This window comes from Streptomyces sp. NPDC013187 (assembly GCF_042899705.1).
GTDB classification, from domain to species: domain Bacteria; phylum Actinomycetota; class Actinomycetes; order Streptomycetales; family Streptomycetaceae; genus Streptomyces; species Streptomyces hawaiiensis_A.
Map to the genome: position 1 here is coordinate 147706 of NZ_JBIBAF010000006.1, position 23223 is coordinate 170928.

20 protein-coding genes are annotated in these 23223 nt (G+C 70.6%); 2 read left to right on the forward strand and 18 right to left on the reverse strand.

Annotation, left to right across the window (positions count from 1 at the left end; genetic code table 11):
- Positions 1 to 71: 71 nt before the first annotated feature.
- The 16 genes from relA to pgsA form a co-directional block, all read right to left on the reverse strand.
- Positions 72 to 2594 carry a GTP pyrophosphokinase gene (gene relA / locus ACFY5B_RS14130; protein WP_389968719.1) on the reverse strand — a complete coding sequence of 841 codons (2523 nt, stop codon included), beginning with the start codon at positions 2592 to 2594 and terminating at the stop codon, positions 72 to 74.
- Positions 2595 to 2797: 203 nt separating this feature from the next.
- Entirely contained in the window at positions 2798 to 3337 is a 540-nt protein-coding gene (locus ACFY5B_RS14135; protein ID WP_389968721.1) for an adenine phosphoribosyltransferase, read from the reverse strand.
- Complete coding sequence (gene secF / locus ACFY5B_RS14140; protein ID WP_389968723.1) at positions 3334 to 4449, reverse strand: protein translocase subunit SecF; 1116 nt, start codon at positions 4447 to 4449, stop codon at positions 3334 to 3336. Before secF ends, ACFY5B_RS14135 begins: the two co-directional genes overlap by 4 nt.
- Position 4450: 1 nt before the next feature.
- Positions 4451 to 6217: a protein translocase subunit SecD gene (gene secD, locus ACFY5B_RS14145; protein WP_389968725.1), complete on the reverse strand. Its 1767-nt coding sequence runs from the start codon at positions 6215 to 6217 to the stop codon at positions 4451 to 4453.
- A 132-nt stretch (positions 6218 to 6349) separates the two neighbouring features.
- Positions 6350 to 6841 (reverse strand): preprotein translocase subunit YajC, encoded by a 492-nt coding sequence (yajC, locus tag ACFY5B_RS14150; protein WP_389968727.1) that lies wholly within the window; start codon positions 6839 to 6841, stop codon positions 6350 to 6352.
- A 196-nt stretch (positions 6842 to 7037) separates the two neighbouring features.
- Positions 7038 to 8108: a Holliday junction branch migration DNA helicase RuvB gene (ruvB, locus tag ACFY5B_RS14155; RefSeq protein WP_389968729.1), complete on the reverse strand. Its 1071-nt coding sequence runs from the start codon at positions 8106 to 8108 to the stop codon at positions 7038 to 7040.
- A gap of 22 nt (positions 8109 to 8130) precedes the next feature.
- On the reverse strand, positions 8131 to 8736 hold the full coding sequence (gene ruvA / locus ACFY5B_RS14160) for a Holliday junction branch migration protein RuvA (RefSeq protein ID WP_389968731.1): 606 nt from the start codon (positions 8734 to 8736) through the stop codon (positions 8131 to 8133).
- On the reverse strand, positions 8733 to 9272 hold the full coding sequence (gene ruvC / locus ACFY5B_RS14165) for a crossover junction endodeoxyribonuclease RuvC (RefSeq protein ID WP_031139032.1): 540 nt from the start codon (positions 9270 to 9272) through the stop codon (positions 8733 to 8735). Before ruvC ends, ruvA begins: the two co-directional genes overlap by 4 nt.
- Positions 9273 to 9470: 198 nt before the next feature.
- Positions 9471 to 10223: a YebC/PmpR family DNA-binding transcriptional regulator gene (locus ACFY5B_RS14170; RefSeq protein ID WP_003988987.1), complete on the reverse strand. Its 753-nt coding sequence runs from the start codon at positions 10221 to 10223 to the stop codon at positions 9471 to 9473.
- Positions 10224 to 10271: 48 nt separating this feature from the next.
- Positions 10272 to 10880 (reverse strand): pyridoxal 5'-phosphate synthase glutaminase subunit PdxT, encoded by a 609-nt coding sequence (gene pdxT / locus ACFY5B_RS14175; RefSeq protein ID WP_389968733.1) that lies wholly within the window; start codon positions 10878 to 10880, stop codon positions 10272 to 10274.
- Between the two features lie 13 nt (positions 10881 to 10893).
- Positions 10894 to 11799 carry a pyridoxal 5'-phosphate synthase lyase subunit PdxS gene (gene pdxS / locus ACFY5B_RS14180; RefSeq protein ID WP_389968735.1) on the reverse strand — a complete coding sequence of 302 codons (906 nt, stop codon included), beginning with the start codon at positions 11797 to 11799 and terminating at the stop codon, positions 10894 to 10896.
- 495 nt (positions 11800 to 12294) lie between these two features.
- Positions 12295 to 12555: a hypothetical protein gene (locus tag ACFY5B_RS14185; protein WP_389968737.1), complete on the reverse strand. Its 261-nt coding sequence runs from the start codon at positions 12553 to 12555 to the stop codon at positions 12295 to 12297.
- A gap of 161 nt (positions 12556 to 12716) precedes the next feature.
- Entirely contained in the window at positions 12717 to 13259 is a 543-nt protein-coding gene (locus ACFY5B_RS14190) for a hypothetical protein (protein WP_389968739.1), read from the reverse strand.
- A gap of 113 nt (positions 13260 to 13372) precedes the next feature.
- Positions 13373 to 14536 carry a glycosyltransferase family 4 protein gene (locus ACFY5B_RS14195; RefSeq protein ID WP_389968741.1) on the reverse strand — a complete coding sequence of 388 codons (1164 nt, stop codon included), beginning with the start codon at positions 14534 to 14536 and terminating at the stop codon, positions 13373 to 13375.
- Positions 14533 to 15441, reverse strand: coding sequence for a phosphatidylinositol mannoside acyltransferase (locus tag ACFY5B_RS14200; RefSeq protein WP_389968743.1), 909 nt, complete (start codon positions 15439 to 15441; stop codon positions 14533 to 14535). The genes ACFY5B_RS14195 and ACFY5B_RS14200 overlap by 4 nt, the downstream gene beginning before the upstream one ends.
- Positions 15438 to 16202 (reverse strand): phosphatidylinositol phosphate synthase, encoded by a 765-nt coding sequence (gene pgsA, locus ACFY5B_RS14205; RefSeq protein WP_389969192.1) that lies wholly within the window; start codon positions 16200 to 16202, stop codon positions 15438 to 15440. Before pgsA ends, ACFY5B_RS14200 begins: the two co-directional genes overlap by 4 nt.
- A 218-nt stretch (positions 16203 to 16420) precedes the next feature.
- Between pgsA and ACFY5B_RS14210 the strand changes: the two genes are divergently transcribed.
- Entirely contained in the window at positions 16421 to 18619 is a 2199-nt protein-coding gene (locus ACFY5B_RS14210; RefSeq protein WP_389968745.1) for an elongation factor G-like protein EF-G2, read from the forward strand.
- A 171-nt stretch (positions 18620 to 18790) separates the two neighbouring features.
- Positions 18791 to 20458, forward strand: coding sequence for a hypothetical protein (locus tag ACFY5B_RS14215; protein ID WP_389968747.1), 1668 nt, complete (start codon positions 18791 to 18793; stop codon positions 20456 to 20458).
- Positions 20459 to 20569: 111 nt separating this feature from the next.
- On the opposite strand, the gene ACFY5B_RS14220 is transcribed toward ACFY5B_RS14215, so the two are convergent.
- Both ACFY5B_RS14220 and thrS read right to left on the reverse strand, forming a co-directional pair.
- Positions 20570 to 21127 (reverse strand): HIT family protein, encoded by a 558-nt coding sequence (locus ACFY5B_RS14220; RefSeq protein WP_381441732.1) that lies wholly within the window; start codon positions 21125 to 21127, stop codon positions 20570 to 20572.
- A gap of 66 nt (positions 21128 to 21193) precedes the next feature.
- Positions 21194 to 23170 carry a threonine--tRNA ligase gene (thrS, locus tag ACFY5B_RS14225; protein ID WP_389968750.1) on the reverse strand — a complete coding sequence of 659 codons (1977 nt, stop codon included), beginning with the start codon at positions 23168 to 23170 and terminating at the stop codon, positions 21194 to 21196.
- Positions 23171 to 23223 lie beyond the last annotated feature (53 nt).

Sequence of the window (23223 nt, forward strand, 5' to 3'; positions counted from 1 at the left end):
CGGCCGACGCGAAGGGGGGCTCCCGTACACCTCGTACGGGAGCCCCCCTTTCGTGTGGCAGCCGCGGGCCGCTACGACCTGCTGCGCGCCGACGTCACCCGGTACACGTCGTAGACGCCCTCCACTCCCCTGACCGCCTTCAGCACGTGGCCGAGGTGCTTCGGGTCGCCCATCTCGAAGGTGAAGCGGGAGGTGGCGACGCGATCGCGGGAGGTCTGGACGGCCGCGGAGAGGATGTTGACGTGCTGGTCGGACAGCACGCGGGTGACGTCCGAGAGCAGCCGGGAGCGGTCCAGGGCCTCGACCTGGATGGCGACCAGGAAGACCGAGGACTGCGTGGGCGCCCACTCGACGTCGAGGATGCGCTCGGGCTCGCGGGACAGCGAGTCGACGTTCACGCAGTCGCTGCGGTGCACCGATACGCCGCTGCCACGGGTGACGAAGCCGATGATGGGGTCGCCCGGGACGGGCGTACAGCAGCGGGCCAGCTTGACCCACACGTCCTCGACGCCCTTGACGACGACGCCCGGGTCGGCGCTGGAGCGGCGCTTGCGGCTGCGGCCGCGGGCCGGCGGGACCGACTCGTCGATCTCCTCGGTGGCGGCCTCCTCGCCGCCGAGTGCCTGCACCAGCTTCTGCACGATGTTCTGCGCGGAGACATGGCCCTCGCCGATCGCCGCGTACAGCGCGGAGATGTCGGCGTAGCGCATCTCGTGGGCGAGGGTCACCAGGGAGTCGCCGGTCAGGATGCGCTGGATCGGCAGGTTCTGCTTGCGCATGGCGCGGACGATCGCGTCCTTGCCCTGCTCGATCGCCTCGTCGCGGCGTTCCTTGGAGAACCAGGCCCGGATCTTGTTGCGGGCGCGCGGCGACTTGACGAAGCCGAGCCAGTCGCGGGAGGGGCCGGCACCGGCCGCCTTGGAGGTGAAGACCTCCACCAGGTCGCCGTTGTCGAGGGTGGACTCCAGCGGGACCAGCCGGCCGTTGACGCGGGCGCCTATCGTGCGGTGCCCGACCTCGGTGTGCACGGCGTAGGCGAAGTCCACCGGGGTGGCACCGGCGGGGAGCGCTATGACGTCGCCCTTGGGGGTGAAGACGAAGACCTCGTTGCGGGAGAGGTCGAAGCGCAGCGACTCCAGGAACTCGCCCGGGTCCTCCGTCTCCTTCTGCCAGTCCAGCAGTTGCCGCAGCCAGGCCATGTCGTTGAGGTGGTCGTCCTTGCTCTTGCCGGACGACTTGGGGGCGTCGGAGCGCACCTTGGACGCGCCGGCGACGGCCTCCTGCTTGTACTTCCAGTGCGCGGCGATGCCGTACTCGGCGCGGCGGTGCATGTCGAAGGTGCGGATCTGCAGCTCGACCGGCTTGCCGCCGGGGCCGATGACCGTCGTGTGCAGCGACTGGTACATGTTGAACTTGGGCATCGCGATGTAGTCCTTGAACCGGCCGGGGACCGGGTTCCATCGCGCGTGCACCGTGCCGAGGGCCGCGTAGCAGTCGCGGACGGTCTCCACGAGGACGCGGATGCCCACCAGGTCGTAGATCTCCGCGAAGTCCCGGCCGCGGACGATCATCTTCTGGTAGACGCTGTAGTAGTGCTTCGGGCGGCCGGTGACGGTCGCCTTGATGCGGGCCGCCCGCAGGTCCTGCTGCACCTCGTCGGTGACGATGGCCAGGTACTCGTCGCGCTTGGGCGCCCGCTCGGCCACCAGCCGGACGATCTCGTCGTACATCTTGGGGTAGAGGATCGCGAAGGCGAGGTCCTCCAGCTCCCACTTGATGGTGTTCATGCCCAGGCGATGGGCGAGCGGCGCGTAGATCTCGAGGGTCTCGCGCGCCTTCTTCTCCTGCTTCTCACGCTTGAGGTAGCGCATGGTGCGCATGTTGTGCAGGCGGTCGGCGAGCTTGATGACCAGGACGCGCGGGTCCTTGGCCATGGCGACGACCATCTTGCGCACGGTCTCGGCCTGCGCGGCCTCGCCGAACTTGACCTTGTCCAGCTTGGTGACGCCGTCGACGAGCAGCGTGACGACGTCGCCGAAGTCGCGGCGCAGATCGTCCAGCCCGTACTCGGTGTCCTCGACCGTGTCGTGCAGCAGGCCGGCCATCAGCGTGGCCGGATCCATGCCCAGCTCGGCGAGGATGGTCGTGACGGCGAGGGGGTGCGTGATGTACGGGTCGCCGCTCTTGCGCTTCTGGCCGCGGTGCCAGCGCTCGGCGACCTGGTAGGCGCGCTCGATCTGGCGGAGCGTCGCCGTCTCGATCTTCGGGTCGTTGCCGCGCACTATCCGCAGCAGCGGCTCCAGCACCGGGTTGTACGGGTTCGCGCGCTGCACGCCGAGCCGGGCCAGACGGGCGCGGACGCGGTTGGAGGAGCCGGAGCGGGCCGGCTGTCCGGCGCTCTGCCGCACCGCGGGCGGCGGGGTGGGCTTGGGCCGCGACTGCTCTTCCGACTTGTCGGCCGGCGCCGCCTGGGCGTGCTCGACCGGCCCGCGGGTGTCGTTCTTCGCGTGGGGCGCGTTCGGCGCGGGCTTCGCCGCGGCTGCCGAGGCGGACTCGGGCTTGGCGGCGGTCAGGTGCTGGGCCTCGTCTGGCAAGAGGACTCCTCGTGCGCGATCCGGGTCCCCCGGTCAGGCTCCGGACCCCCATGGTAGCGATCCCGGGCCCCGGGATCGCCTTCAGGCCAATGTGAGGACCGTCTACCCGGGAAACACGGGTAACGCACGAGGCGGGCTCCGGATTCCTCCGGGCCCGCCTCTGCGGTCTCGTGCCGGTATCCGCCGGGCCGGCTGCGCGGCCGCTAGACCGTGAGCAGCGCCTCCAGCGGGGCACCGTTCAGCGCCGGCTCCAGGCGGGCGCGGCCGCTCAGGAAGCCGAGCTCCATGAGGACGGCGAGACCCGCGACCTCGGCGCCGGCCCGGCGGATGAGCTCGACCGAGGCCTCGGCCGTGCCGCCGGTGGCGAGGACGTCGTCGACGATGAGCACCCGGTCCTCGGGGTTCAGGTCCTCGGCGTGCACCTCGATCTCCGCCGAGCCGTACTCCAGGTCGTAGGCCTGGGCGAGGGTGGCTCCGGGGAGCTTGCCCGCCTTGCGTACGGGGATGAAGCCGAGTCCGGCGCGGACGGCCACCGGGGCACCGAGGATGAAGCCACGGGCCTCCAGGCCGACGACCTTGGTGGCCCCGGTCCTCTCGGCGATCTCGGCGAGGGCGTCGGTGAGCGCGGTGAACGCCGCCGGGTCCGCCAGGAGCGGGGTGATGTCCTTGAACATCACACCCGGCTCCGGATAGTCGGCCACGTCCCGGATGCGGCTGAGGAGGAGCTCCCTGATCTCGGTCATCGGCGCTTCCCCGAGGGACGGCCGCGGCCGCGGCTGCGGGAGGCGGGCTGGTTGCGCGGCCCGACCACCGCGGGTGCGGCGTCCTCGGGCTCGTCGGCGAACGCCTCGTCGTCGCCCTGGACCGGGGGCTCGCCCTTGGCGGCGGACTGGGCCCGCTTGGCGAGGACGCGCTTCTTCAGGGCCTTCATCGCCGGCTCGCGCTCCTTGAGGTCGGCGACGAGCGGCGTGGCGATGAAGATGGAGGAGTACGCACCGGCGGCGAGACCGACGAACAGCGACAGCGAGATGTCGTTCAGCATGCCTGCGCCGAGGACACCGCCACCGATGAACAGCAGGCCCGCGACCGGCAGCAGTGCCACCACGGTGGTGTTGATGGAGCGGACCAGGGTGCTGTTGATCGAGCGGTTGGCGACGTCGCTGTAGGTCCAGCGGGTCTGCTTGGTGAGGTCCTTCGTCTGCTCCTTGAGGCTGTCGAAGACCACGACCGTGTCGTAGAGCGAGTAACCGAGGATGGTCAGCAGACCGATCACCGTGCCCGGTGTGACCTCGAAGCCGACGAGGGCGTAGATGCCGACGGTGATGGTGATGTCGTGGATCAGCGCGACGAAGGCGGCGAGCGCCATGCGCCACTCGAACGCGATCGCCAGGTAGATCACCACGAGGATGAGGAAGATGCCGAGGCCCTGCCAGGCCTTGTCGGCGATCTGCTCACCCCAGCTGGGGCCGACCAGTTCGGCGTTGATCTGCTCCGCGTCGACCTTGAGGTCGTCCGAGAGCTGACTCTTGATCTGGTTGGCCTTGTCGGTCTCGATGCCCGCGACCTGGATCCGCAGGCTGCCGTCACCGAGCTTCTGGACGATCGCGTCGTGGCCGGAGGCCGTTTCCGCGTACTCCTCGGCCTGGGACACCGAGACGCTGACGTTCTTCGGGGTGGTGAAGACGGCACCGCCCTGGAACTCGATGCCCATGTTCAGGCCGCGCACCGCCAGGCCGACGATGGCCGTGATGGTGATCAGGATCGACAGGCCGTACCAGATCTTGCGGTTCTTGACGAAGTCGTAGCCGATCTCGCCGCGGTGCAGCCGGGCGCCGAGGTTGCCGAGTTTCGACATCTCACGCCTCCTTCGTCTCGACGGGGGCGGAGGGACGGCGGGTGCGGCGCAGTGGCGGCTCGGCACCCAGGCTCTTCGGGTCGAGGCCGGACCACTTGTGGCCGCTCGCGAAGAAGGTACGGCGGGCCAGCAGGGTCAGCAGCGGCTTGGTGAAAAGGAAGACCACGACGACGTCGAGCAGCGTGGTCAGGCCGAGCGTGAAGGCGAAGCCGCGCACCTTGCCGACGGTGACGATGAAGAGCACCGCGGCGGCGAGGAACGACACGAAGTCGGAGACCAGGATGGTGCGCCGGGCGCGGGGCCAGGCCCGCTCGACGGCGGGGCGCAGCGTGCGGCCCTCGCGGATCTCGTCCCGGACACGTTCGAAGTAGACGATGAACGAGTCCGCCGTGATGCCGATGGCGACGATGGCACCGCAGACGGCCGGCAGGTTCAGCGCGAAGCCGATGGCCGGGCCGAGCAGGGCCATGAGCGTGTAGGTGAGGCCGGCGGAGACCAGCAGCGAGAGGATCGCGACGAACGACAGACCGCGGTAGTAGGCCAGCAGGTAGATGACGACCAGCGCGAGACCGATCGCGCCGGCGATGAGGCCGGCCTGCAGCTGGTCACCGCCCAGCGCGGCGGTCACGGTCGTCATGCTGTCCACCTTGAAGGTCAGCGGCAGCGCACCGTAACTCAGCATGTTGGACAGTTCCTGGGCGGACTGCTGGTTGAAGTTGCCGGAGATCTCGGCGTTGCCGCCGGTCAGAGCCTGCTTGACGGACGGGTCGGAGACCACGTCGCCGTCCAGGACGATCGCGAACTGGTTCTGCGGCGGCTGGTTCTGGGCCAGCTTGCCGGTGATGTCGCCGAACTTCTTGGCGCCGGCGTCCGTGAAGTCCATCGTGACGGTCCAGCCGGCACCGGTCTGGGTGTTCAGGACGGCCTGGGCCTTGTCGACGTCGGTGCCGTCGACCTCGGCGGGGCCGAGGATGTACTTCTGCCACTGGCCCCCCGAGTTCTTGCCGCAGGCCAGGGTGGGCTGGGAGGCCTTGACGCCGTCGCCCACGCTGGAGCGGGTCTTGGCGTCCGTGCAGTCGAGCTTGGCGTACTTCGCCTGCAGCGCGTTCGCGTCGGCCTCGGCGGTGCCGCCGCTCGCCGACGGGGAGGGGCTGGTCCCGGGCTTGTCGGAGGCGCTCGCGGACGGTGTGGCGTCGGCCTTCAGCCCGTCGGTGACCGCGCGGCCCTGGGTGGTGGGCGTGGCGGACGGCGAGGCGGAGTTCTTGTCGGTGGCCTCGGGCTTGTCGCCGACCGCGCCGGACGGCTTGCCCGAGGGGCTGCCGGTGGGGCTCGGGGAGGGGCTGGCCGCGCCATTGCCGCCGGAGACCTCGGTGGCGATGACCGGGCGGAAGTAGAGCTTGGCGGTGGTGCCGACCTGCTTGCGGGCCTGCTCGGAGTTGGTCCCCTTGGGGATGTTCACGACGATGTTGTCGCGGCCCTGCGTCTGGACCTCGGCCTCAGAGACGCCCAGACCATTGACACGGCGCTCCATGATGGAGACGGCCGTGTCCATGTTGGTCTTGTTGATCGCCGACTCATTACCGGCCTCGGGGACCGCGCGGAGCGTGATGCTCGTGCCACCGGCCAGGTCGATGCCCAGACGCGGTTTGGTGTGACCCGAGGCGAACATTCCACCGGTGAGCGCCGCGATGGCGATCAGGATCAGGGCCAGCGAGCGCACCGGCTTGCTCTGGGCGCTCGCGTTCCTGCCCTTTTTAGGTGTGGCCACCTTCTCGTACTCCCTCTCGGGCCACCTCGCTCCGGATCGGCGGACGGGCGGCCATGACATGGTGTCGGGATTCCGTGCGAGCTGGGCGTGTCCCGGGGTGCGCGGGACGGGCCCGCGCACCCCGGGTCACGACTACTTCGCCTCGGAGTCGCCGTCGGTCTTCTTCGGCTCTGCGTCCGTCTTCGCCTCGGTCGCCTCGTCGGCCGGCTCATCGGCCGTGTCCTTCTTGCCGAGGTCGACGGCCTTGTCGTCAGCGGGGGCGTCGGCGGCGGAGTCGCCGGTCTCGGTGAGGGAGGAGGCGTCGTCCGGGACGATGTCGGCGTCGGACTTCAGGTCGTGCTCGATGCCGTGGACGATGCGGTTGTACTCGTCGTCCGTGAGGACGGCGCCGACGGCGTTCTTGGCGAAGAGGAGTTCGACGCCGGGACCGGCGTCGACGAGGACGGTGTCCTCGTTGACCTCCTTGACCGTGGCGTACATGCCCCCGATGGTGCGGATGCCGCTGCCGGGCTGCATTTGGTTCCGCATGTCCACGGCCTGCTGCTGCTTCTTCTTTGCCGATCGGGTCATCAGGAACATGGCCCCGATGAGCACGATGAACGGGAGGAGGGTCAGGAGACTCACGGGTCGGTACTTCCTTCACACGACCGCGCTGTGAGCGGCCAGATGGTTGGGGGTGTGTACGCCGCTGTCAAGGGCGGCATCGGCGGAGTCTAAGCGAGTCCGCGCGCATGGAACAACGCTCAGCATGGCACCGGGGTTCCTGGTCCGGCCAGTGACCTCGCCGCCGGATCGCCGCCCCGGAGGCGTGACGGTCCCGTCACGCCCCGAACAGGTCCTGTTGTCCGTTTCCGGTGGTCTGGGAGCGGGGCGGGGTGAGGCCGAGATGCGCCCATGCGGCGGGTGTGGCGACCCGGCCGCGGGGGGTGCGGGCCAGCAGTCCCTCCCGTACGAGGAAGGGTTCGGCGACCTCCTCCACGGTCTCACGTTCCTCCCCGACCGCGACAGCGAGCGTGGAGAGGCCGACCGGGCCGCCGCCGAACAGCTTGAGCAGGGCTTCCAGCACACCCCGGTCGAGGCGGTCGAGGCCGCGCGCGTCCACCTCGTACACGGCGAGGGCCGCCGCGGCGATGTCCCTGGTGATCAGGCCGTCGGCCTTGACCTGTGCGTAGTCGCGGACGCGGCGCAGCAGGCGGTTGGCGATGCGGGGCGTGCCGCGGGAGCGTCCGGCGATCTCGGCGGCGCCCGCCGGCTCGATCTCGACTTCGAGGAGGTTCGCCGAGCGGTGGATGACCCGCTCCAGTTCGGCCGGTTCGTAGAACTCCATGTGCGCGGTGAAGCCGAAGCGGTCGCGCAGCGGGGGCGGCAGCAGGCCGGCCCGGGTGGTGGCACCGACCAGGGTGAAGGGGGGCAGCTCCAGGGGAATGGCCGTGGCGCCGGGGCCCTTGCCGACGATGACGTCGACGCGGAAGTCCTCCATGGCCATGTACAGCATCTCCTCGGCGGGCCGGGACATGCGGTGGATCTCGTCGAGGAAGAGGACCTCGCCCTCCTGGAGGGAGGAGAGGATCGCGGCGAGGTCGCCGGCGTGCTGGATGGCGGGGCCCGAGGTGATGCGGATGGGGGCGCCCATCTCGGCCGCGATGATCATCGACAGGGTGGTCTTGCCGAGGCCGGGGGCGCCGGAGAGCAGCACGTGGTCGGCCGTCGCGCCACGCGCGCGTGCGGCGCGCAGTACGAGGTCGAGCTGCTCGCGGACCTTCTCCTGGCCGATGAACTCGTCCAGGTCCTTGGGGCGCAGGGCGGCCTCGACGGCCTGGTCCTCACGGTCGGCGACGGAGTCCACCAGCCGCTCCGCGGCGTCGGCGTCGGTCGTGTCGTCCCAGTTCATGTGATGTGCCTCAGGGTGGGGGTCAGCGGGCGCGGTTCAGGGTCTGCAGGGCTGCCTTCAGCAGCTGGCCGACCTGGGGCGTGCCGTCGGCGGCCTCGGCCTGGGGGGCCACGGCCGTCACGGCCTCGTCGGCCTCGCGGGTGGCGTACCCGAGGCCGATCAGGGCCGCGTGCAGCTGGTCACGCCAGCCGCTGCTGACCGGTGCGCCGACAGCGGGTGCGCCGACCGGCGCGCCGAGCCGGTCCTTCAGCTCCAGGAGCAGCTTCTGGGCACCCTTCTTGCCGATGCCGGGGACGGCGGTGAGGGCCTTCTCGTCGCCGGTGGCGACGGCCCGGCGCAGCGCGTCCGGGGTGTGCACGGCCAGCATCGCCTGGGCGAGTCTCGGTCCCACGCCGCTCGCGGTCTGGAGCAGCTCGAAGACCTGCCGCTCGTCGTCGTCGGCGAAGCCGTAGAGGGTGAGGGAGTCCTCGCGGACGACCAGGGAGGTGTGCAGCTTGGCCGGCTGCCCCATGCGAAGCGTGGACAGCGTGTTCGGCGTGCACTGGACGGCCATGCCGACGCCGCCGACCTCGACGACCGCGGCGTCCGGAGCGAGTGCGGCCACTGTGCCGCTGACGAAGGCGATCATGCCGTCCGGCCTTTCGGTGCTTTGGCGGTGTGCAGGGCGACGGCCTGCTGAAGTCGGTTCTGCGCGGGGGCGCGCCAGATGTGGCAGATGGCGAGGGCGAGGGCGTCGGCCGCGTCGGCGGGCTTGGGCGGGGCGCTGAGCCGGAGCAGGCGGGTCACCATGGCGCCCACCTGTGCCTTGTCGGCCCGGCCGCTGCCGGTGACGGCCGCCTTGACCTCGCTCGGGGTGTGCAGGGCGACGGGGATGCCGCGGCGGGCGGCGCAGAGCATCGCGACGGCGCTGGCCTGCGCGGTGCCCATGACCGTACGGACGTTGTGCTGGCTGAAGACGCGCTCGACGGCGACGCATTCGGGCCGGTGCTCGTCGAGCCACTGCTCGATGCCCTGCTCGACCGCCACGAGGCGGTGGCCGAGGTCGGCGTCGGCGGGCGTGCGGACGACACCGACGCCGATCATCGTGAGCGGCCTCCCGGCGACGCCCTCGACGACGCCGACACCGCACCGGGTCAGCCCCGGGTCCACCCCCAGTACGCGCACGCGCCCTCCCCTTGTTCCGGCTGAACCGCCGCCGCTCTCGCGGACCTGGCCGAGCACCGTCGTGGTTCCTCGATCGATGGTCGCGGTCGTGGACGGTGATCTTTGACTACGCCAGGCTATCCGCCGCCACCGACAACGACAGCGGGCCGGAAGACGTGTGTCCCCCGGCCCGCAGAGATCGCGGCACTCGCGGCAGCGTTACGCGTCGACCTTCTCCATGACCTCGTCGCTCACGTCGAAGTTGGCGAAGACGTTCTGCACGTCGTCGCTGTCCTCGAGCGCGTCGATCAGCTTGAAGATCTTCTTGGCGCCCTCCTCGTCCAGCTCGACCTGGACGGACGGCACGAAGCTGGAGTCGGCGGAGTCGTAGTCGATGCCGGCGTCCTGGAGGGCGGTGCGGACCGCGACCAGGTCGGTGGCCTCGCTGATGACCTCGAAGGACTCGCCGAGGTCGTTGACCTCCTCGGCACCCGCGTCCAGGACGGCCGTGAGGACGTCGTCCTCGGTCAGCTCGCCCTTGGGGACGATGACGACGCCCTTGCGGCTGAACATGTAGGACACCGAGCCCGGGTCGGCCATCGAGCCGCCGTTGCGGGTCATGGCGACGCGGACGTCGGAGGCCGCGCGGTTGCGGTTGTCGGTGAGGCACTCGATGAGCACGGCGACGCCGTTCGGGCCGTAACCCTCGTACATGATCGTCTCGTAGTCGGCGCCGCCGGCCTCGAGACCGCCACCGCGCTTGATCGCGGAGTCGATGTTCTTGTTCGGCACCGACTGCTTCTTGGCCTTCTGAACGGCGTCGTAGAGCGTCGGGTTGCCCTCGAGGTCGACGCCACCCATCCGCGCCGCGACCTCGATGTTCTTGATCAGCTTCGCGAAGAGCTTGCCGCGCTTGGCATCGATGACGGCCTTCTTGTGCTTCGTCGTGGCCCATTTAGAGTGGCCGGACATCTGCCTGTCTCCTTCGCGTAACCCATCTCAGCAACGAACGCAGGAATCCTACAAGGACTCGGCTGTCCGGTTCCCCCGCACCATGTCGACGAACAGGGCGTGCACACGGTGGTCGCCGGTCAGTTCCGGGTGGAACGACGTGGCCAGCGCGGCGCCCTGGCGGACGGCGACGATGTGGCCGTCGTGCTCGGCGAGCACCTCGGCCCGGGCACCGACGGACTCCACCCAGGGGGCTCGGATGAAGACGCCCTCCACCGGGTCGCCCTCGACGCCCTTGACGCCGACGGCCGCTTCGAAGGACTCGTTCTGCCGTCCGAAGGCGTTGCGGCGCACGATCATGTCGATCCCGCCGATGGTCTCCTGGCCCGAGCGCGGGTCGAGGATCTTGTCGGCGAGCAGGATCATGCCGGCGCAGGTGCCGTAGACGGGCATGCCGTCCCGCACGCGTGCGCGCAGGGGCTCCATCAGGCCGAACAGGACGGCCAGCTTGGAGATGGTGGTGGACTCGCCGCCGGGGAGGACGAGGCCGTCCACCTCGGCGAGCTCTTCGGGGCGCCGCACCGGCCTGGCCACGGCATCGGCCGCGGCCAGGGCGACGAGGTGCTCCCGTACGTCGCCCTGCAGGGCCAGGACGCCTATGACGGGGGTGTCGCTCATGGAGTCCTGTGCCTTACCAGCCGCGGTTGGCGTAGCGCTCGGCCTCGGGGAGGGTGTCGCAGTTGATGCCGACCATGGCCTCGCCGAGGTTGCGGGACGCGTCGGCGATGATCTTCGGGTCGTCGTAGAAGGTGGTGGCCTTCACGATGGCGGCGGCGCGCTTGGCCGGGTCGCCGGACTTGAAGATGCCGGAGCCGACGAAGACGCCCTCGGCGCCGAGCTGGCGCATCAGGGCCGCGTCGGCCGGGGTGGCCACGCCGCCGGCGGAGAACAGCACGACGGGGAGCTTGTCGAGCTCGGAGACTTCCTTGACCAGCTCGTACGGGGCGCGCAGCTCCTTGGCGGCGGCGTACAGCTCGTTGTTGTCGTAGCCGCGCAGGCGGGCGATCTCGTTCTTGATCTGGCGCAGGTGGCGGACGGCCTCGACCACGTTTCCGGTGCCGGCCTCGCCCTTGGAGCGGATCATGGCCGCGCCCTCGGCGATGCGGCGCAGGGCCTCGCCCAGGTTGGTGGCGCCGCAGACGAAGGGGGTGGTGAAGGCGAACTTGTCGCTGTGGTTGACCTCGTCGGCCGGGGTGAGGACCTCGGACTCGTCGATGTAGTCGACGCCGAGGGACTGCAGGACCTGGGCCTCGACGAAGTGGCCGATGCGGGACTTGGCCATGACCGGGATCGAGACGGCGTCGATGATGCCCTCGATCATGTCCGGGTCGGACATGCGGGCCACGCCGCCGTCCTTGCGGATGTCGGCGGGGACCCGCTCCAGCGCCATGACGGCGACGGCGCCCGCGTCCTCGGCGATCTTGGCCTGCTCCGGCGTGACGACGTCCATGATCACGCCGCCCTTGAGCTGCTCGGCCATGCCGCGCTTCACTCGGGCGGTGCCGGTCTCGGGAGCCTGGTTTTCGGAGATGGACACGGGTGACCTCGCTGAGGGGAAAGGGGGTTTCTGCAGCAACGAGGAAACGGGACGGGGCCAGGCCACATCAAGGGCCAATGGGAAGCCGGTGGATTTTTCTCGGCGAGCGTCGGTGCGGTCGATGACGCAGCGGGGTCGGCCGGCTGTCGACACGGACGGGCGGGAGAGAGCAGGGTCAGACCTGCCCCACTCTCCTCACTCTTCAGCTCCGGCGACGCCCTCAGGCGCTTGTCCCCGAGTGGTTCGCGCACCGAAGTCCCGTCGCCGCCGCGACGACGGCTGCCTCGACCGTGTCGGCCTGCTCCGGCGTGAGGCCGTCCGGCCGCAGCGTCTGGATCGCGCAACCGAGCGGTTCACCTCCTCCGGAGGGCACGTCCTGCGCGCGGGTTCAGTCTGCGCATCGCCAGACCCATACCGGTTCTCCTCCCTCGTGTCACGGTGTCGGAGGACGGCCCGCCGGCGTCCCGGCCGGTGGGGCCTTGTGAGCTGCTGCCCCTAGGAGGAACAGCTCCTCTTCTCGCGGGCGATCCGCATGTCCGTGTCGAGGGTGCTCAGCCGGACCGGGTCCCGCCGGTCGTCGATGACGACGGCACGCAGGACGCTGCCGACCAGGGCCTGCTGATCGCCCGACGGCCACGCCGGGCTCTTGGTGTTGTCGATGAAGGCAGGGGCGCCGTGTCCCGATTCGACCTCCAGACCCCAGGGGCGGGCGGCGACCACGGTGACGTCGACTTCGTAGTGCAGGGAATACTCCATGGCCGTCAGCCCTTCTTGCCCTTCAGCTACTCACGCTTGACGGTGAGATCGTAAAATCCCTTCAGCCGCCCGACCGGGATGACGAACTCGATGTGAGGCGCGCCGTTCGGCCCCTGCCAGTCGTACCGGGGCGGTTCGGTTGACCAAAGGCCGGTGCCGCTCTAGGCGGCCCGGTCCACCAGGGCCGCCGGAGGCTCGTCGTCCATTTCGAAGGCCATCGGGAAGGGCGCGTGACCGGCCAGGCGGAACCAGCGCACCTTGCGATGCCGGCGCAGGGCCCGGGCCGCGCGGACGGCGTCGTTGTGGAAGCGCCGGGCCATCGGCACCCTGCGGACCGCCTCCGTGAGCTCCCGGGCCGCCTCCTCTCCCCCGGGTGCCTCCCGCACCGCCTCCACCTGAGGGGCCTCTGCGAAGACGGCCCGCAGCGCCTGGCTCAGTTCGCTCTCGGCGACCTCCCGCTGGTCCTCCTCGGCCTGCCGGGCGGCGTGCGCGGCCTCGTACAGCACGATCGAGGCGGCCGGGTCCAGTACCCCGGAAGTCGCCAGTTCCTGCGCCACCGAGGCCCGGCGCAGCAGCTGCGCGTCCAGGGCGGCCCTGGCGGCGTCGATCCGGGCGTGGAGACGGTCGAGCCGGCCGGCGGTCCAGCTCAGGTAGAGCCCGATCGCGACCAGGGCGACGGCGATCCAGATGAGAGTGGTGGTCACGGGCGGCAAGGCTAGCGGCACGGGCGGCCTCGCCGTTCACCCCGCCCCGCCCGTGGTCGGCCGCCGGCCCGGTGCCGGCCCGGGACTGATGCCGGGCCGGTGCCGGCCCGGCATCAGTCCCGGGCGAACCCCAGACGCCCCCACAGGCCGGTCGTCCGCTCGTCCTCGGCCACCGCCGCCGCTCCCGCCGTGACCGTCTCGTAGACGGACAGGATGTCCGCGCCGACGGTCGACCAGTCGAAGCGCCGCACGTGGGCGCTCCCCCGCGCACGCAGCTCCGCCCGCCGCTCCGGGTCCGCCAGGAGCCGTACGGCCGCGTCGGCCAGGGCATCGGCGTCCTCGTTGGGGAACAGTTCGCCGGCCGCTCCCCGGTCCAGGACCTGGGCGAAGGCGTCCAGGTCGGAGGCGAGGACGGGAGCTCCGGCGGACATGGCCTCGACGAGGATGATGCCGAAGCTCTCGCCGCCGGTGTTGGGCGCGACGTACAGGTCGACGCTGCGCAGGAAGCGGGCCTTGTCCTCGTCGCTGACCATGCCGAGGAACTCGACGCGGGAGCGCAGGTCGGCCGGCAGGGACTCCACGGCCTCCTCCTCGTCGCCACGGCCGGCGACGAGCAGCCGGGTCTGCGGGCGCGCGGCGAGGATCTTGGGCAAGGCCCTCATCAGCACCGGGAGTCCCTTGCGGGGCTCGTCGATGCGCCCTATGAAGCCGATCGTGTCGCCCTGCCACTCGGCCTTGGGCTCGGCCTCGGCGAAGAAGTCGACGTCGACGCCGTTGGGGATCACGACCGCGTCGCCGCCGAGGTGCTCCACCAGCGTGCGGCGGGCGTACTCGCTCACCGCGATGCGGGCGCTGATCTTCTCCAGGGCGGCCTGGAGGATCGAGTACGCGGCGATCATCGCCCGGGAGCGCGGGTTGGACGTGTGGAACGTGGCGACGATCGGCCCCTGGGCGGCCCAGCAGGTCAGCAGGCCCAGCGACGGCGAGGTCGGCTCGTGGATGTGGATGACGTCGAACGAGCCGTCGTGCAGCCAGCGGCGCACCCGGGCGGCGCTCAGGAAGCCGAAGTTCAGCCGGGCCACCGAGCCGTTGTACGGCACCGGCACCGCGCGTCCGGCCGAGACCACGTACGGCGGCAGCGGGGTGTCGTCGTCGGCCGGGGCCAGGACGGACACCTCGTGGCCGAGGCGGATGAAGTACGCGGCGAGGTCACGGATGTGGAACTGCACGCCGCCCGGTACGTCCCAGGAGTACGGGCAGACGATACCGATTCTCACGGGCGCCCCTTCGCGGGGTCGAGGTCCGCGAGCCACAGGCGTTGCAGCATGTGCCAGTCCTCCGGATGGTCGGCGATGCCGGTGGCGAAGGCGTCGGCCAGCGCCTGTGTCATGGCAGACGTCTTCTCGGCGCGCGTACCCGACTCGGGCACCTCGACCGGCGGGTGGACGCGGCCCCGCATCACGGGCGAGTCGTCGTACCAGAGGGTCACCGGCAGCAGCAGGGCGCCGGTCTGCTGGGCGAGCAGGGCCGGCCCGGCCGGCATGCGGGCCGTGTCGCCGAAGAAGTCCACCTCGACCCCGGAGGCCGACAGGTCGCGGTCGGCGACCAGGCAGACCAGACCGCCGTCGCGCAGCCGCCGGGCCAGGGTGCCGAAGGCGGTGCCGCCGCTGTGCGGCAGGACCTCCATGCCGAGGCCCTCGCGGTAGGCGACGAACCGGTCGTAGAGCGTCTCGGGCTTCAGACGCTCGGCGACCGTGGTGAAGGGGATGCCGAGTTTCGTGGTGACCCAGGCACCGGCGAGGTCCCAGTTGGCGAGGTGCGGCAGGGCGAGTATCACGCCCTTGCCGGCGGCCAGGCCCTCGGTGAGGTGGTGCAGGTCCTTGGCCTCGAAGCCGGCCTTGACCCGCTCCTCGCTCCAGGCCGGGAGGCGGAAGGACTCCATCCAGTAGCGCAGGTAGGAGCGCATGCCCGCGCGGGACAGCTCGGCGAGGCGCTCGGAGCTCGCGCCGGGCAGCACGCGCGCGTAGTTGCTCTCCAGGCGCTTCACGCCCTTGCCGCGCTGCTTCCAGGCCAGATCGGCGATGATCCGGCCGAGCCGTGCGGCGACGGGCTCGGGGAGCTTTTTGACCGTGCTCCAGCCGAGGCCGTACAGCGTGTCCGTCAACCGGTCCTGAACGCTCACGTGGCCGCCTCGCTCCCGTGAGAGGCGTTCTGCTGCTCGTCCTCATTGTCCTTCCCGTCCGGCGTGGCCGCCGCCGCCTCGGCCTCCGCGGACTCCCGGCGGACCGTGACGACCCGCTGGATGAGCGTGACGAGGCTGCCCACGGCGACGATCCACAGGGCGACGGGCAGCAGGTACTGGATGCCGGGCACACCGAACTTGTGCAGGCCCGCCAACCCCGCCGCGACCAGGGAGATCACCAGCCGCTCGGCCCGCTCGACGAGCCCGTTGACCGCCACCGGCAGTCCGATCGACTCGCCCCGGGCCTTGGTGTACGACACCACCTGCCCGCTGGCCAGGCAGAAGATCGAGACGGCGCACAGGACGAGGTCGTCGCCCCCGCCGGCGTACCAGAGGATGAAGCCGCCGAAGATCGCGCCGTCGGCGACCCGGTCGAGCGTCGAGTCCAGGAAGGCGCCCCAGCGGCTGGAGCGGCCCAGCTGACGGGCCATGTTGCCGTCGACGAGGTCGGAGAACACGAACAGTGTGATCACGACCGTGCCCCAGAAGAACTCGCCCATGGGGTAGAAGACCAGCGCGCCCGCGACCACACCGGCCGTGCCGATGAGCGTGACGGTGTCGGGGCTCACGCCCCGCCGGATCAGAAACGCGGCGAACGGTGTGAGGACACGCGTGAAGAATGCACGCGCGTACTTGTTCAGCATGGCCTTCCCGAGGGTCGGTGTCGCCGTCTGGCCCCTGCTGGCCACCGGCTGGCCCATCGTAGTCACGCGCGCGCGTGGGTGAGGGGCGGGCACCCGGACCCCTTTCGGGGGAACCCACGGGCCGCTGGTGGGCGGCGCGCTCACGTCGTTCGTATGGACGCGCCGTGACGACAGTGGGAAGGTCGAATGACCGCGGGCGTCGCCGGAGCCGCACCGCACGCGGATCCCGCGTGTCCGCGCCCACAGTGACCTCACCGTGCACGGGAGGCAGGATCATGGGCGACAAGGCACAGACACACCCTGGGGCCGCCGGCAGGGCACAAGCGGCCGACCACCCTCAGTCCGTACGGAATGTGGTGCTGGTCGGCCACTCCGGATCGGGCAAGACCACATTGGTGGAGGCCCTCGCACTGACGGCGGGGGCGGTGAACCGGGCGGGCCGCGTGGAGGACGGCGGCACCGTCTCCGACTACGACGACATCGAGCACCGGCAGCAGCGCTCGGTGCAGCTCTCCCTGGTGCCCGTCGAGTGGGACGGCATCAAGGTCAACCTTCTCGACACCCCCGGATACGCCGACTTCGTCGGTGAGCTCAGGGCCGGTCTGCGCGCGGCGGACGCGGCCCTCTTCGTCGTCTCGGCCTCGGACGGCGTGGACGGCTCGACCCGCATGGTGTGGGAGGAGTGCGCGGCCGTGGGCATGCCCCGGGCCATCGTCGTCACGCACCTGGAGTCGGCGCGTTCCGACTTCGAGGAGATGACCCGGACCTGCGCGGAGGCCTTCGGCGCGGACGACCCCGACGCGGTCCTGCCGCTCTACCTGCCGCTGCACGGCCCCCAGGCCCCCGACGGGCACGCGCCCGTGACCGGGCTGATCGGCCTGCTGTCACAGAAGCTGTTCGACTACTCGACCGGCGAGCGCAAGGAGTCCGAGCCGGGCGAGGACCAGCTGCCGCTGATCGAGGAGGCCCGCAACCGGCTCATCGAGGGGATCATCTCCGAGAGCGAGGACGAGACCCTCATGGACCGCTACCTCGGCGGGGAGCCGATCGACGTCAAGACGCTCATCGACGATCTGGAGCGGGCCGTCGCGCGGGGTGTCTTCTTCCCGGTCCTGGCCGCCGCCCCCGCGGGTGAGGGCGCCCGGCAGGGCCTCGGCACCCTGGAGCTGCTGGAGCTGATCACGCGGGGCTTCCCGACGCCACTGGAGCACGAGACGGTGCGGGTGACGACGATCGACGGAAAGCCGCGCGAGCTCAAGCCGTGCGACCCGGGCGCTCCGCTGGTCGCGGAGGTCGTGAAGACCTCCTCCGACCCGTACGTGGGCCGGCTGTCGCTGATCCGGCTGTTCTCCGGCACCCTGCGCGCCGACCAGACGGTCCACGTCTCCGGGCACGGGCTGGCCGACCGGGGGCACGAGGACCACGACGTCGACGAGCGGATCGGCGCCCTGTCCACGCCGTTCGGCAAGCAGCAGCGCCCGGTGTCGCACGTCATCGCGGGTGACCTGGCCTGTGTGGCGAAGCTGGGCCGCGCCGAGACCGGCGACACCCTGTCCGCCAAGGACGACCCGCTGCTCATGGAGCCGTGGCAGATGCCCGACCCGCTGCTGCCGCTGGCCATCCAGGCGCACAGCAAACCGGACGAGGACAAGCTCTCCCAGGGCCTGGCCAGACTGGTGGCCGAGGACCCGACGATGCGGCTCGAACAGAACCAGGACACCCACCAGGTGGTGCTGTGGTGCCTGGGCGAGGCGCACGCCGACGTGGCCCTGGAGCGGCTGCGCAGCCGGTACGGCGTCCAGGTCGACGTCGTGCCGCACCGGGTGTCCCTGCGCGAGACGTTCGCGACCAGGTCGGCCGGCCGGGGCAGGCACGTCAAGCAGTCCGGCGGGCACGGGCAGTTCGCCATCTGCGAGATCGAGGTCGAGCCGCTGCCCGGCGGGTCCGGCATCGAGTTCGTCGACAAGGTCGTGGGCGGCGCGGTGCCCCGGCAGTTCATCCCGTCGGTGGAGAAGGGGGTGCGCGCTCAGGCGGCCAGAGGCGTGGCGGCCGGTTACCCGCTCATCGACGTACGGGTGACCCTGCTGGACGGCAAGGCGCACTCGGTGGACTCCTCCGACGCCGCGTTCCAGACGGCCGGCGCGCTCGCGCTGCGGGAGGCCGCGGCCGACGCGAAGATCCATCTGCTGGAGCCGGTGGCCGAGGTGTCGGTGCTGGTCGGCGACGACTTCGTGGGCGCTGTGATGAGCGACCTGTCGGGGCGGCGCGGGCGAGTGCTCGGCACCGAGCAGACCCCCGGCGGGCGCACGCTGATCCGGGCCGAGGTGCCCGAGATCGAGATCGGCCGGTACGCGATCGACCTGCGGTCGATGGCGCACGGCACGGCGGGGTTCAGCCGCCGGTACGCGCGGCACGAACCGATGCCGCAGCAGGTCGCGGACCGGGTGCGTGAAGAGGAGCGCAAGGCGTCGTAGTTGGCGCCCGGCGCCACCAAGTGCCCCTGTGTGGGCTCCCCTCCGCGGGGGCGGACGGCTTGACAGGCCGCCCGCCCCCGCACGCCGGTGCGGACGGATACGCTGATGACCTGATCAACAGGTGTGCGGAGCGCGGAAGTCGGGAAGGCCGCAGATGCGGATGCGGCAGCGATGGGGGCGGCAGTGACGGACGGATTCGACTTCAGCCCGGGAGCCCAGGTTCCTCTCGCGGGTGCGAGCGGCCAGACGGCGGCGACCTACGCGCTGGCCGCGGCGGCGTACCGGGACGACGAGGTCACCAAGATCCTGGCCGCCGACAACGAGTGGCACCAGTCGAAGGTGACCCCGCCGCGCTCCTGGGCGAAGATCTTCCGCCCCAGGCTGGGCGAGGCGTTCTCGCGCGCGGTGATCGACCGGATGCTGGGGGCCGGGCGCAAGCCGGTCATCCAGTCCTTCGGCATCGAGCCCCAGGTCGTCGTGGAGCACTGCCTGGCGGCCCACCGCATCCGCCGCGACCGCGACAACTGGCTGTCGGCGATCACGGTGATCTGCGGGCTCCTGTTCCTCCCGGGCTTCCTCGTGTGGCTGCTGGTGTTCACCCTGCGCACGACCATGGCCAAGCGCGAGGACAAGCGTGCGGGCGCCCTGGCCACGACGCTGCTGGTCGCCGTGGGCGCACTGGCCGTGCTGTTCCTGCTGCGCATGCCGTTCACGGGGTTCTGGGCCCTGTACGGGCGCGCGGCGGTGATCATGCCGGTCGTCGGCTGGTTCTGGGCCAAGCACATCTGCGAGCGGACCGCCCGGGACCTGCGGGAGCGCTGGTCGAGCCTGCTGTCGGGCGGCGGGGTCGGCGCCAAGATCCCCGAGGCCGTCCCCGGCAACCCCGGTGACGCGGCCGAGCAGGTCCGCAAGGAGCTGGCCCGCCTCGCCGCCGAACAGCGTTCCAACTCGGTCTTCTACGCCGGCCCCAAGGGCATACTCGGCATGGGCACGCGGTGGGGCAGCTGGCAACTGGCCGAGGAGCTGGTCTCCGCCGAGCCGGGCAAGGAGTTCCACCCGTTCCGCAGCTGGGACATCATCGTGGCGATCCAGGGCGGCCTCGGCATGCTGGAGCGCACGTCGATCAACACCGGCGGTTTCCCCAAGCCGTCCATCACCCACTGGGTCGTCACGCCGATCGGCGAGAAGGCGACGGAGGTGTCCCGGCCGAGCGGCACGGACGTCGACGCGTACACGGTCCGGACGCACGCCATACAGGACATCTGCAACAAGCAGCAGTTCGGCAGCGGCGACCGGCACTACCTGGGCGTGCAGTGGACCCTGTGGGACGGCCACCTGGTGATCACGATGCTGATCACGGTGACCGTGCTGCACGACACGCTGCGCATCGAGGTCACCGGGCACGCCCTGGGGCCGGTGAACTCCCTGTTCAACGAGAAGCCGGCCGCCAAGGAGAAGACGGTCCAGAAGTCGCTCCGGTTCTGGGAGACCCGCACGGTGAAGCTCCCGCTGATCGACGCCGACGAGGTGGTACGGCTGGCCGCGCGCGCCCCGCTGACCTGGTACCCGCCGGTGCTGAACTGGCTCGGCGGCAGTCTGACGCTGCCGGAGCCGTTCGGCTTGCGGCACGCGTGGGCCGACCAGCCGTGGCGGCACCGCTTCATGGCCGACGACGCGCTGCGGGCGGCCACGCCGGTGCTGCGGGTGGTGCACACGGCGGCGCTGAAGGTGCTGCGGGAGAACGGGGTGGACGTGGAGAAGTTCGGGTCCAGGTCGGCGGCGCTCAGCGGGGCGGTGCAGGAGGCTTCACCGAAGAAGGCCGACGTCTACGACGCCTAGTTGGTGGAGTGCCCAGCGTTGTTGCTGGGGCGCGGGTGGGTGCGCAACCCGGCGCTGCGGGGTGCCGCCGCGCCCACCCGTGCCGCCCCAGGCGGCACGCATGCCCGCGGTTTATGACGGCCATGCCTCCGCCAGCATCTTCCTCGTGTCGGCCAGCAACTGCGGCAGCACCCGCGTGTGCCCGACCACCGGCATGAAGTTCGTGTCCCCGCCCCAGCGCGGCACGATGTGCTGGTGCAGGTGTGCGGCGATGCCCGCGCCGGCGACCGTGCCCTGGTTCATGCCGATGTTGAAGCCGTGGGCGCCGGAGGCCGTGCGCAGGGCCGTCATCGCCTGCTTGGTGAGTTCGCCGAGCTCGGCCGTCTCCCCCGCGGTGAGGTCGGTGTAGTCGGCGACGTGCCGGTAGGGCACGGTCATCAGGTGGCCGCCGTTGTACGGGTAGAGGTTGAGCACCGCGTAGACCTGCTCGCCGCGCCGGACGACGAGCCCGTCCTCGTCGGACTTGGCCGGGATCGAGCAGAAGGGGCAGCCGTCGCCGGCACCCGGGCCGGTGGGCTTGTTCTCACCCTGGATGTAGGCCATCCGATGGGGCGTCCACAGACGCTGGAACGCGTCCTGCGTCCCCACTCCCAGCTGCTGCTCCGGCTCACTCGTCATGCAGTGCAGCATATGGCGTCGAGCTGGGGGGACGGCAAAGGCCCCCGGGATCTCCCCGGGGGCCCGTGCCTCGCGTGATCAGACCTGGGCGCGCTCCTCGACGACCTTCAGGATCTTGGCGATGGCCTCGTCGAAGGGGATGCCGTTCTCCTGCGAGCCGTCGCGGTAGCGGAAGGACACGGACTCGTGGGACATGTCCTCGTCGCCCGCGATGACCATGAAGGGCACCTTCTGCTTCTGGGCGTTGCGGATCTTCTTCTGCATGCGGTCGGAGGAGGAGTCGACCTCGACGCGCAGGCCCTTCTTCTTGGCCGCGGCGGCGAACTTCTCCAGGTACTCGACGTGCGCGTCACCGATCGGGATGCCGACGGCCTGGACCGGGGCCAGCCACGCCGGGAAGGCGCCCGCGTAGTGCTCCAGGAGCACCGCGAAGAACCGCTCGATGGAGCCGAACAGCGCGCGGTGGATCATGACGGGGCGCTGCTTGGAGCCGTCGGGACCCGTGTACTCCAGGTCGAAGCGCTCGGGCAGGTTGAAGTCGAGCTGGATCGTCGACATCTGCCAGGTCCGGCCGATGGCGTCCTTGGCCTGGACGGAGATCTTCGGGCCGTAGAAGGCGGCGCCGCCCGGGTCGGGCACCAGGGGCAGGCCCTGCTTCTCGGCGACCTGGCGCAGCGTCTCGGTGGCCTCTTCCCAGGCCTCGTCCGAGCCGACGAACTTCTCCGGGTCCTTGGTGGAGAGCTCCAGGTAGAAGTCGGTCAGGCCGTAGTCGCGCAGGAGGTTCAGCACGAAGGTGAGCGTGGAGTCCAGCTCCTCGGACATCTGCTCACGCGTGCAGTAGATGTGCGCGTCGTCCTGGGTGAAGCCGCGGGCCCGGGTCAGGCCGTGCACGACGCCCGACTTCTCGTACCGGTACACGGTCCCGAACTCGAAGAGACGCAGCGGCAGTTCACGGTAGGAACGCCCGCGCGCGTCGAAGATCAGGTTGTGCATCGGGCAGTTCATGGGCTTGAGGTAGTAGTCCACGCCCTCGTCGAGCTGCATGGGCGGGTACATGCCGTCGGCGTACCAGTCCAGGTGGCCCGAGGTCTCGAAGAGCTTCCCCTTGGTGGCGTGCGGGGTGTAGACGAACTCGTAGCCCTCCTCCTCGTGGCGGCGGCGCGAGTAGTCCTCCATGACCCGGCGGATGATGCCGCCCTTGGGGTGGAAGACGGCGAGGCCGGAGCCGATCTGCTCGGGGACGGAGAACAGGTCCAGCTCGTTGCCCAGCTTGCGGTGGTCGCGCTTCTCGGCCTCGGCGAGGAACTCCAGGTGGGCCTTCAGCTCGTCCTTGGTGGGCCAGGCGGTGCCGTAGATGCGCTGGAGCATGGGGTTCTTCTCGCTGCCGCGCCAGTAGGCGGCCGCGTTGCGCATCAGCTTGAAGGCGGGGATGGCCCGGGTCGACGGCAGGTGCGGGCCTCGGCAGAGGTCCTTCCAGCACAGGTCGCCGGTCTTGGCGTCCAGGTTGTCGTAGATCGTCAGCTCACCGGCGCCGACCTCGACGTCCGCGCCGTCGTCGGACGAGGCGGCGCCCTTGAGGCCGATCAGCTCCAGCTTGTAGGGCTCGTCGGCCAGCTCCTCGCGGGCGGCCTCGTCGGTCACCACACGGCGCGAGAAGCGCTGCCCGCGCTTCTGGATCTCCTGCATCTTCTTCTCGATGGCCTTGAGATCCTCGGGCGTGAACGGCTTCTCGACGTCGAAGTCGTAGTAGAAGCCGTCCTTGACGGGCGGGCCGATGCCGAGCTTGGCCTCGGGGTGGAGCTCCTGCACGGCCTGTGCCATGACGTGCGCGGTGGAGTGGCGCAGGATGTTGAGGCCGTCTTCGGAGGAGATCTCGACGCCCTCGACCTCGTCGCCCTCGGACAGGGCGTACGACAGGTCCTTGAGCTCGCCGGCCACGCGCGCGGCGATGATCGAGCGCTCGCCGGCGAAGAGCTCGGCGGCCGTAGTGCCCGTCGTCACCACGCGTTCTTCCCGCTCGGAATCGCGCTGGATGATCACACGGACGTCTGACACCGGTCTCTCCTGACTGAAGGGGGCTGCGGCGCCATACCCGAGCGCGCGCACGA

Bases quoted from the DNA above. Each gene is read 5' to 3' on its own strand.
- ACFY5B_RS14220 (WP_381441732.1), bottom strand. From the start codon at position 21,127: ATGCTGCACTGCATGACGAGTGAGCCGGAGCAGCAGCTGGGAGTGGGG.
- ACFY5B_RS14215 (WP_389968747.1), top strand. From the start codon at position 18,791: ATGGGGGCGGCAGTGACGGACGGATTCGACTTCAGCCCGGGAGCCCAG.
- secF (WP_389968723.1), bottom strand. From the start codon at position 4,449: ATGTCGAAACTCGGCAACCTCGGCGCCCGGCTGCACCGCGGCGAGATC.
- ruvA (WP_389968731.1), bottom strand. From the start codon at position 8,736: ATGATCGCCTTCGTCAGCGGCACAGTGGCCGCACTCGCTCCGGACGCC.
- ACFY5B_RS14135 (WP_389968721.1), bottom strand. From the start codon at position 3,337: ATGACCGAGATCAGGGAGCTCCTCCTCAGCCGCATCCGGGACGTGGCC.
- pgsA (WP_389969192.1), bottom strand. From the start codon at position 16,202: ATGGGCCAGCCGGTGGCCAGCAGGGGCCAGACGGCGACACCGACCCTC.
- ACFY5B_RS14170 (WP_003988987.1), bottom strand. From the start codon at position 10,223: ATGTCCGGCCACTCTAAATGGGCCACGACGAAGCACAAGAAGGCCGTC.
- ACFY5B_RS14210 (WP_389968745.1), top strand. From the start codon at position 16,421: ATGGGCGACAAGGCACAGACACACCCTGGGGCCGCCGGCAGGGCACAA.
- ruvB (WP_389968729.1), bottom strand. From the start codon at position 8,108: ATGAACTGGGACGACACGACCGACGCCGACGCCGCGGAGCGGCTGGTG.
- ACFY5B_RS14185 (WP_389968737.1), bottom strand. From the start codon at position 12,555: ATGGAGTATTCCCTGCACTACGAAGTCGACGTCACCGTGGTCGCCGCC.
- pdxT (WP_389968733.1), bottom strand. From the start codon at position 10,880: ATGAGCGACACCCCCGTCATAGGCGTCCTGGCCCTGCAGGGCGACGTA.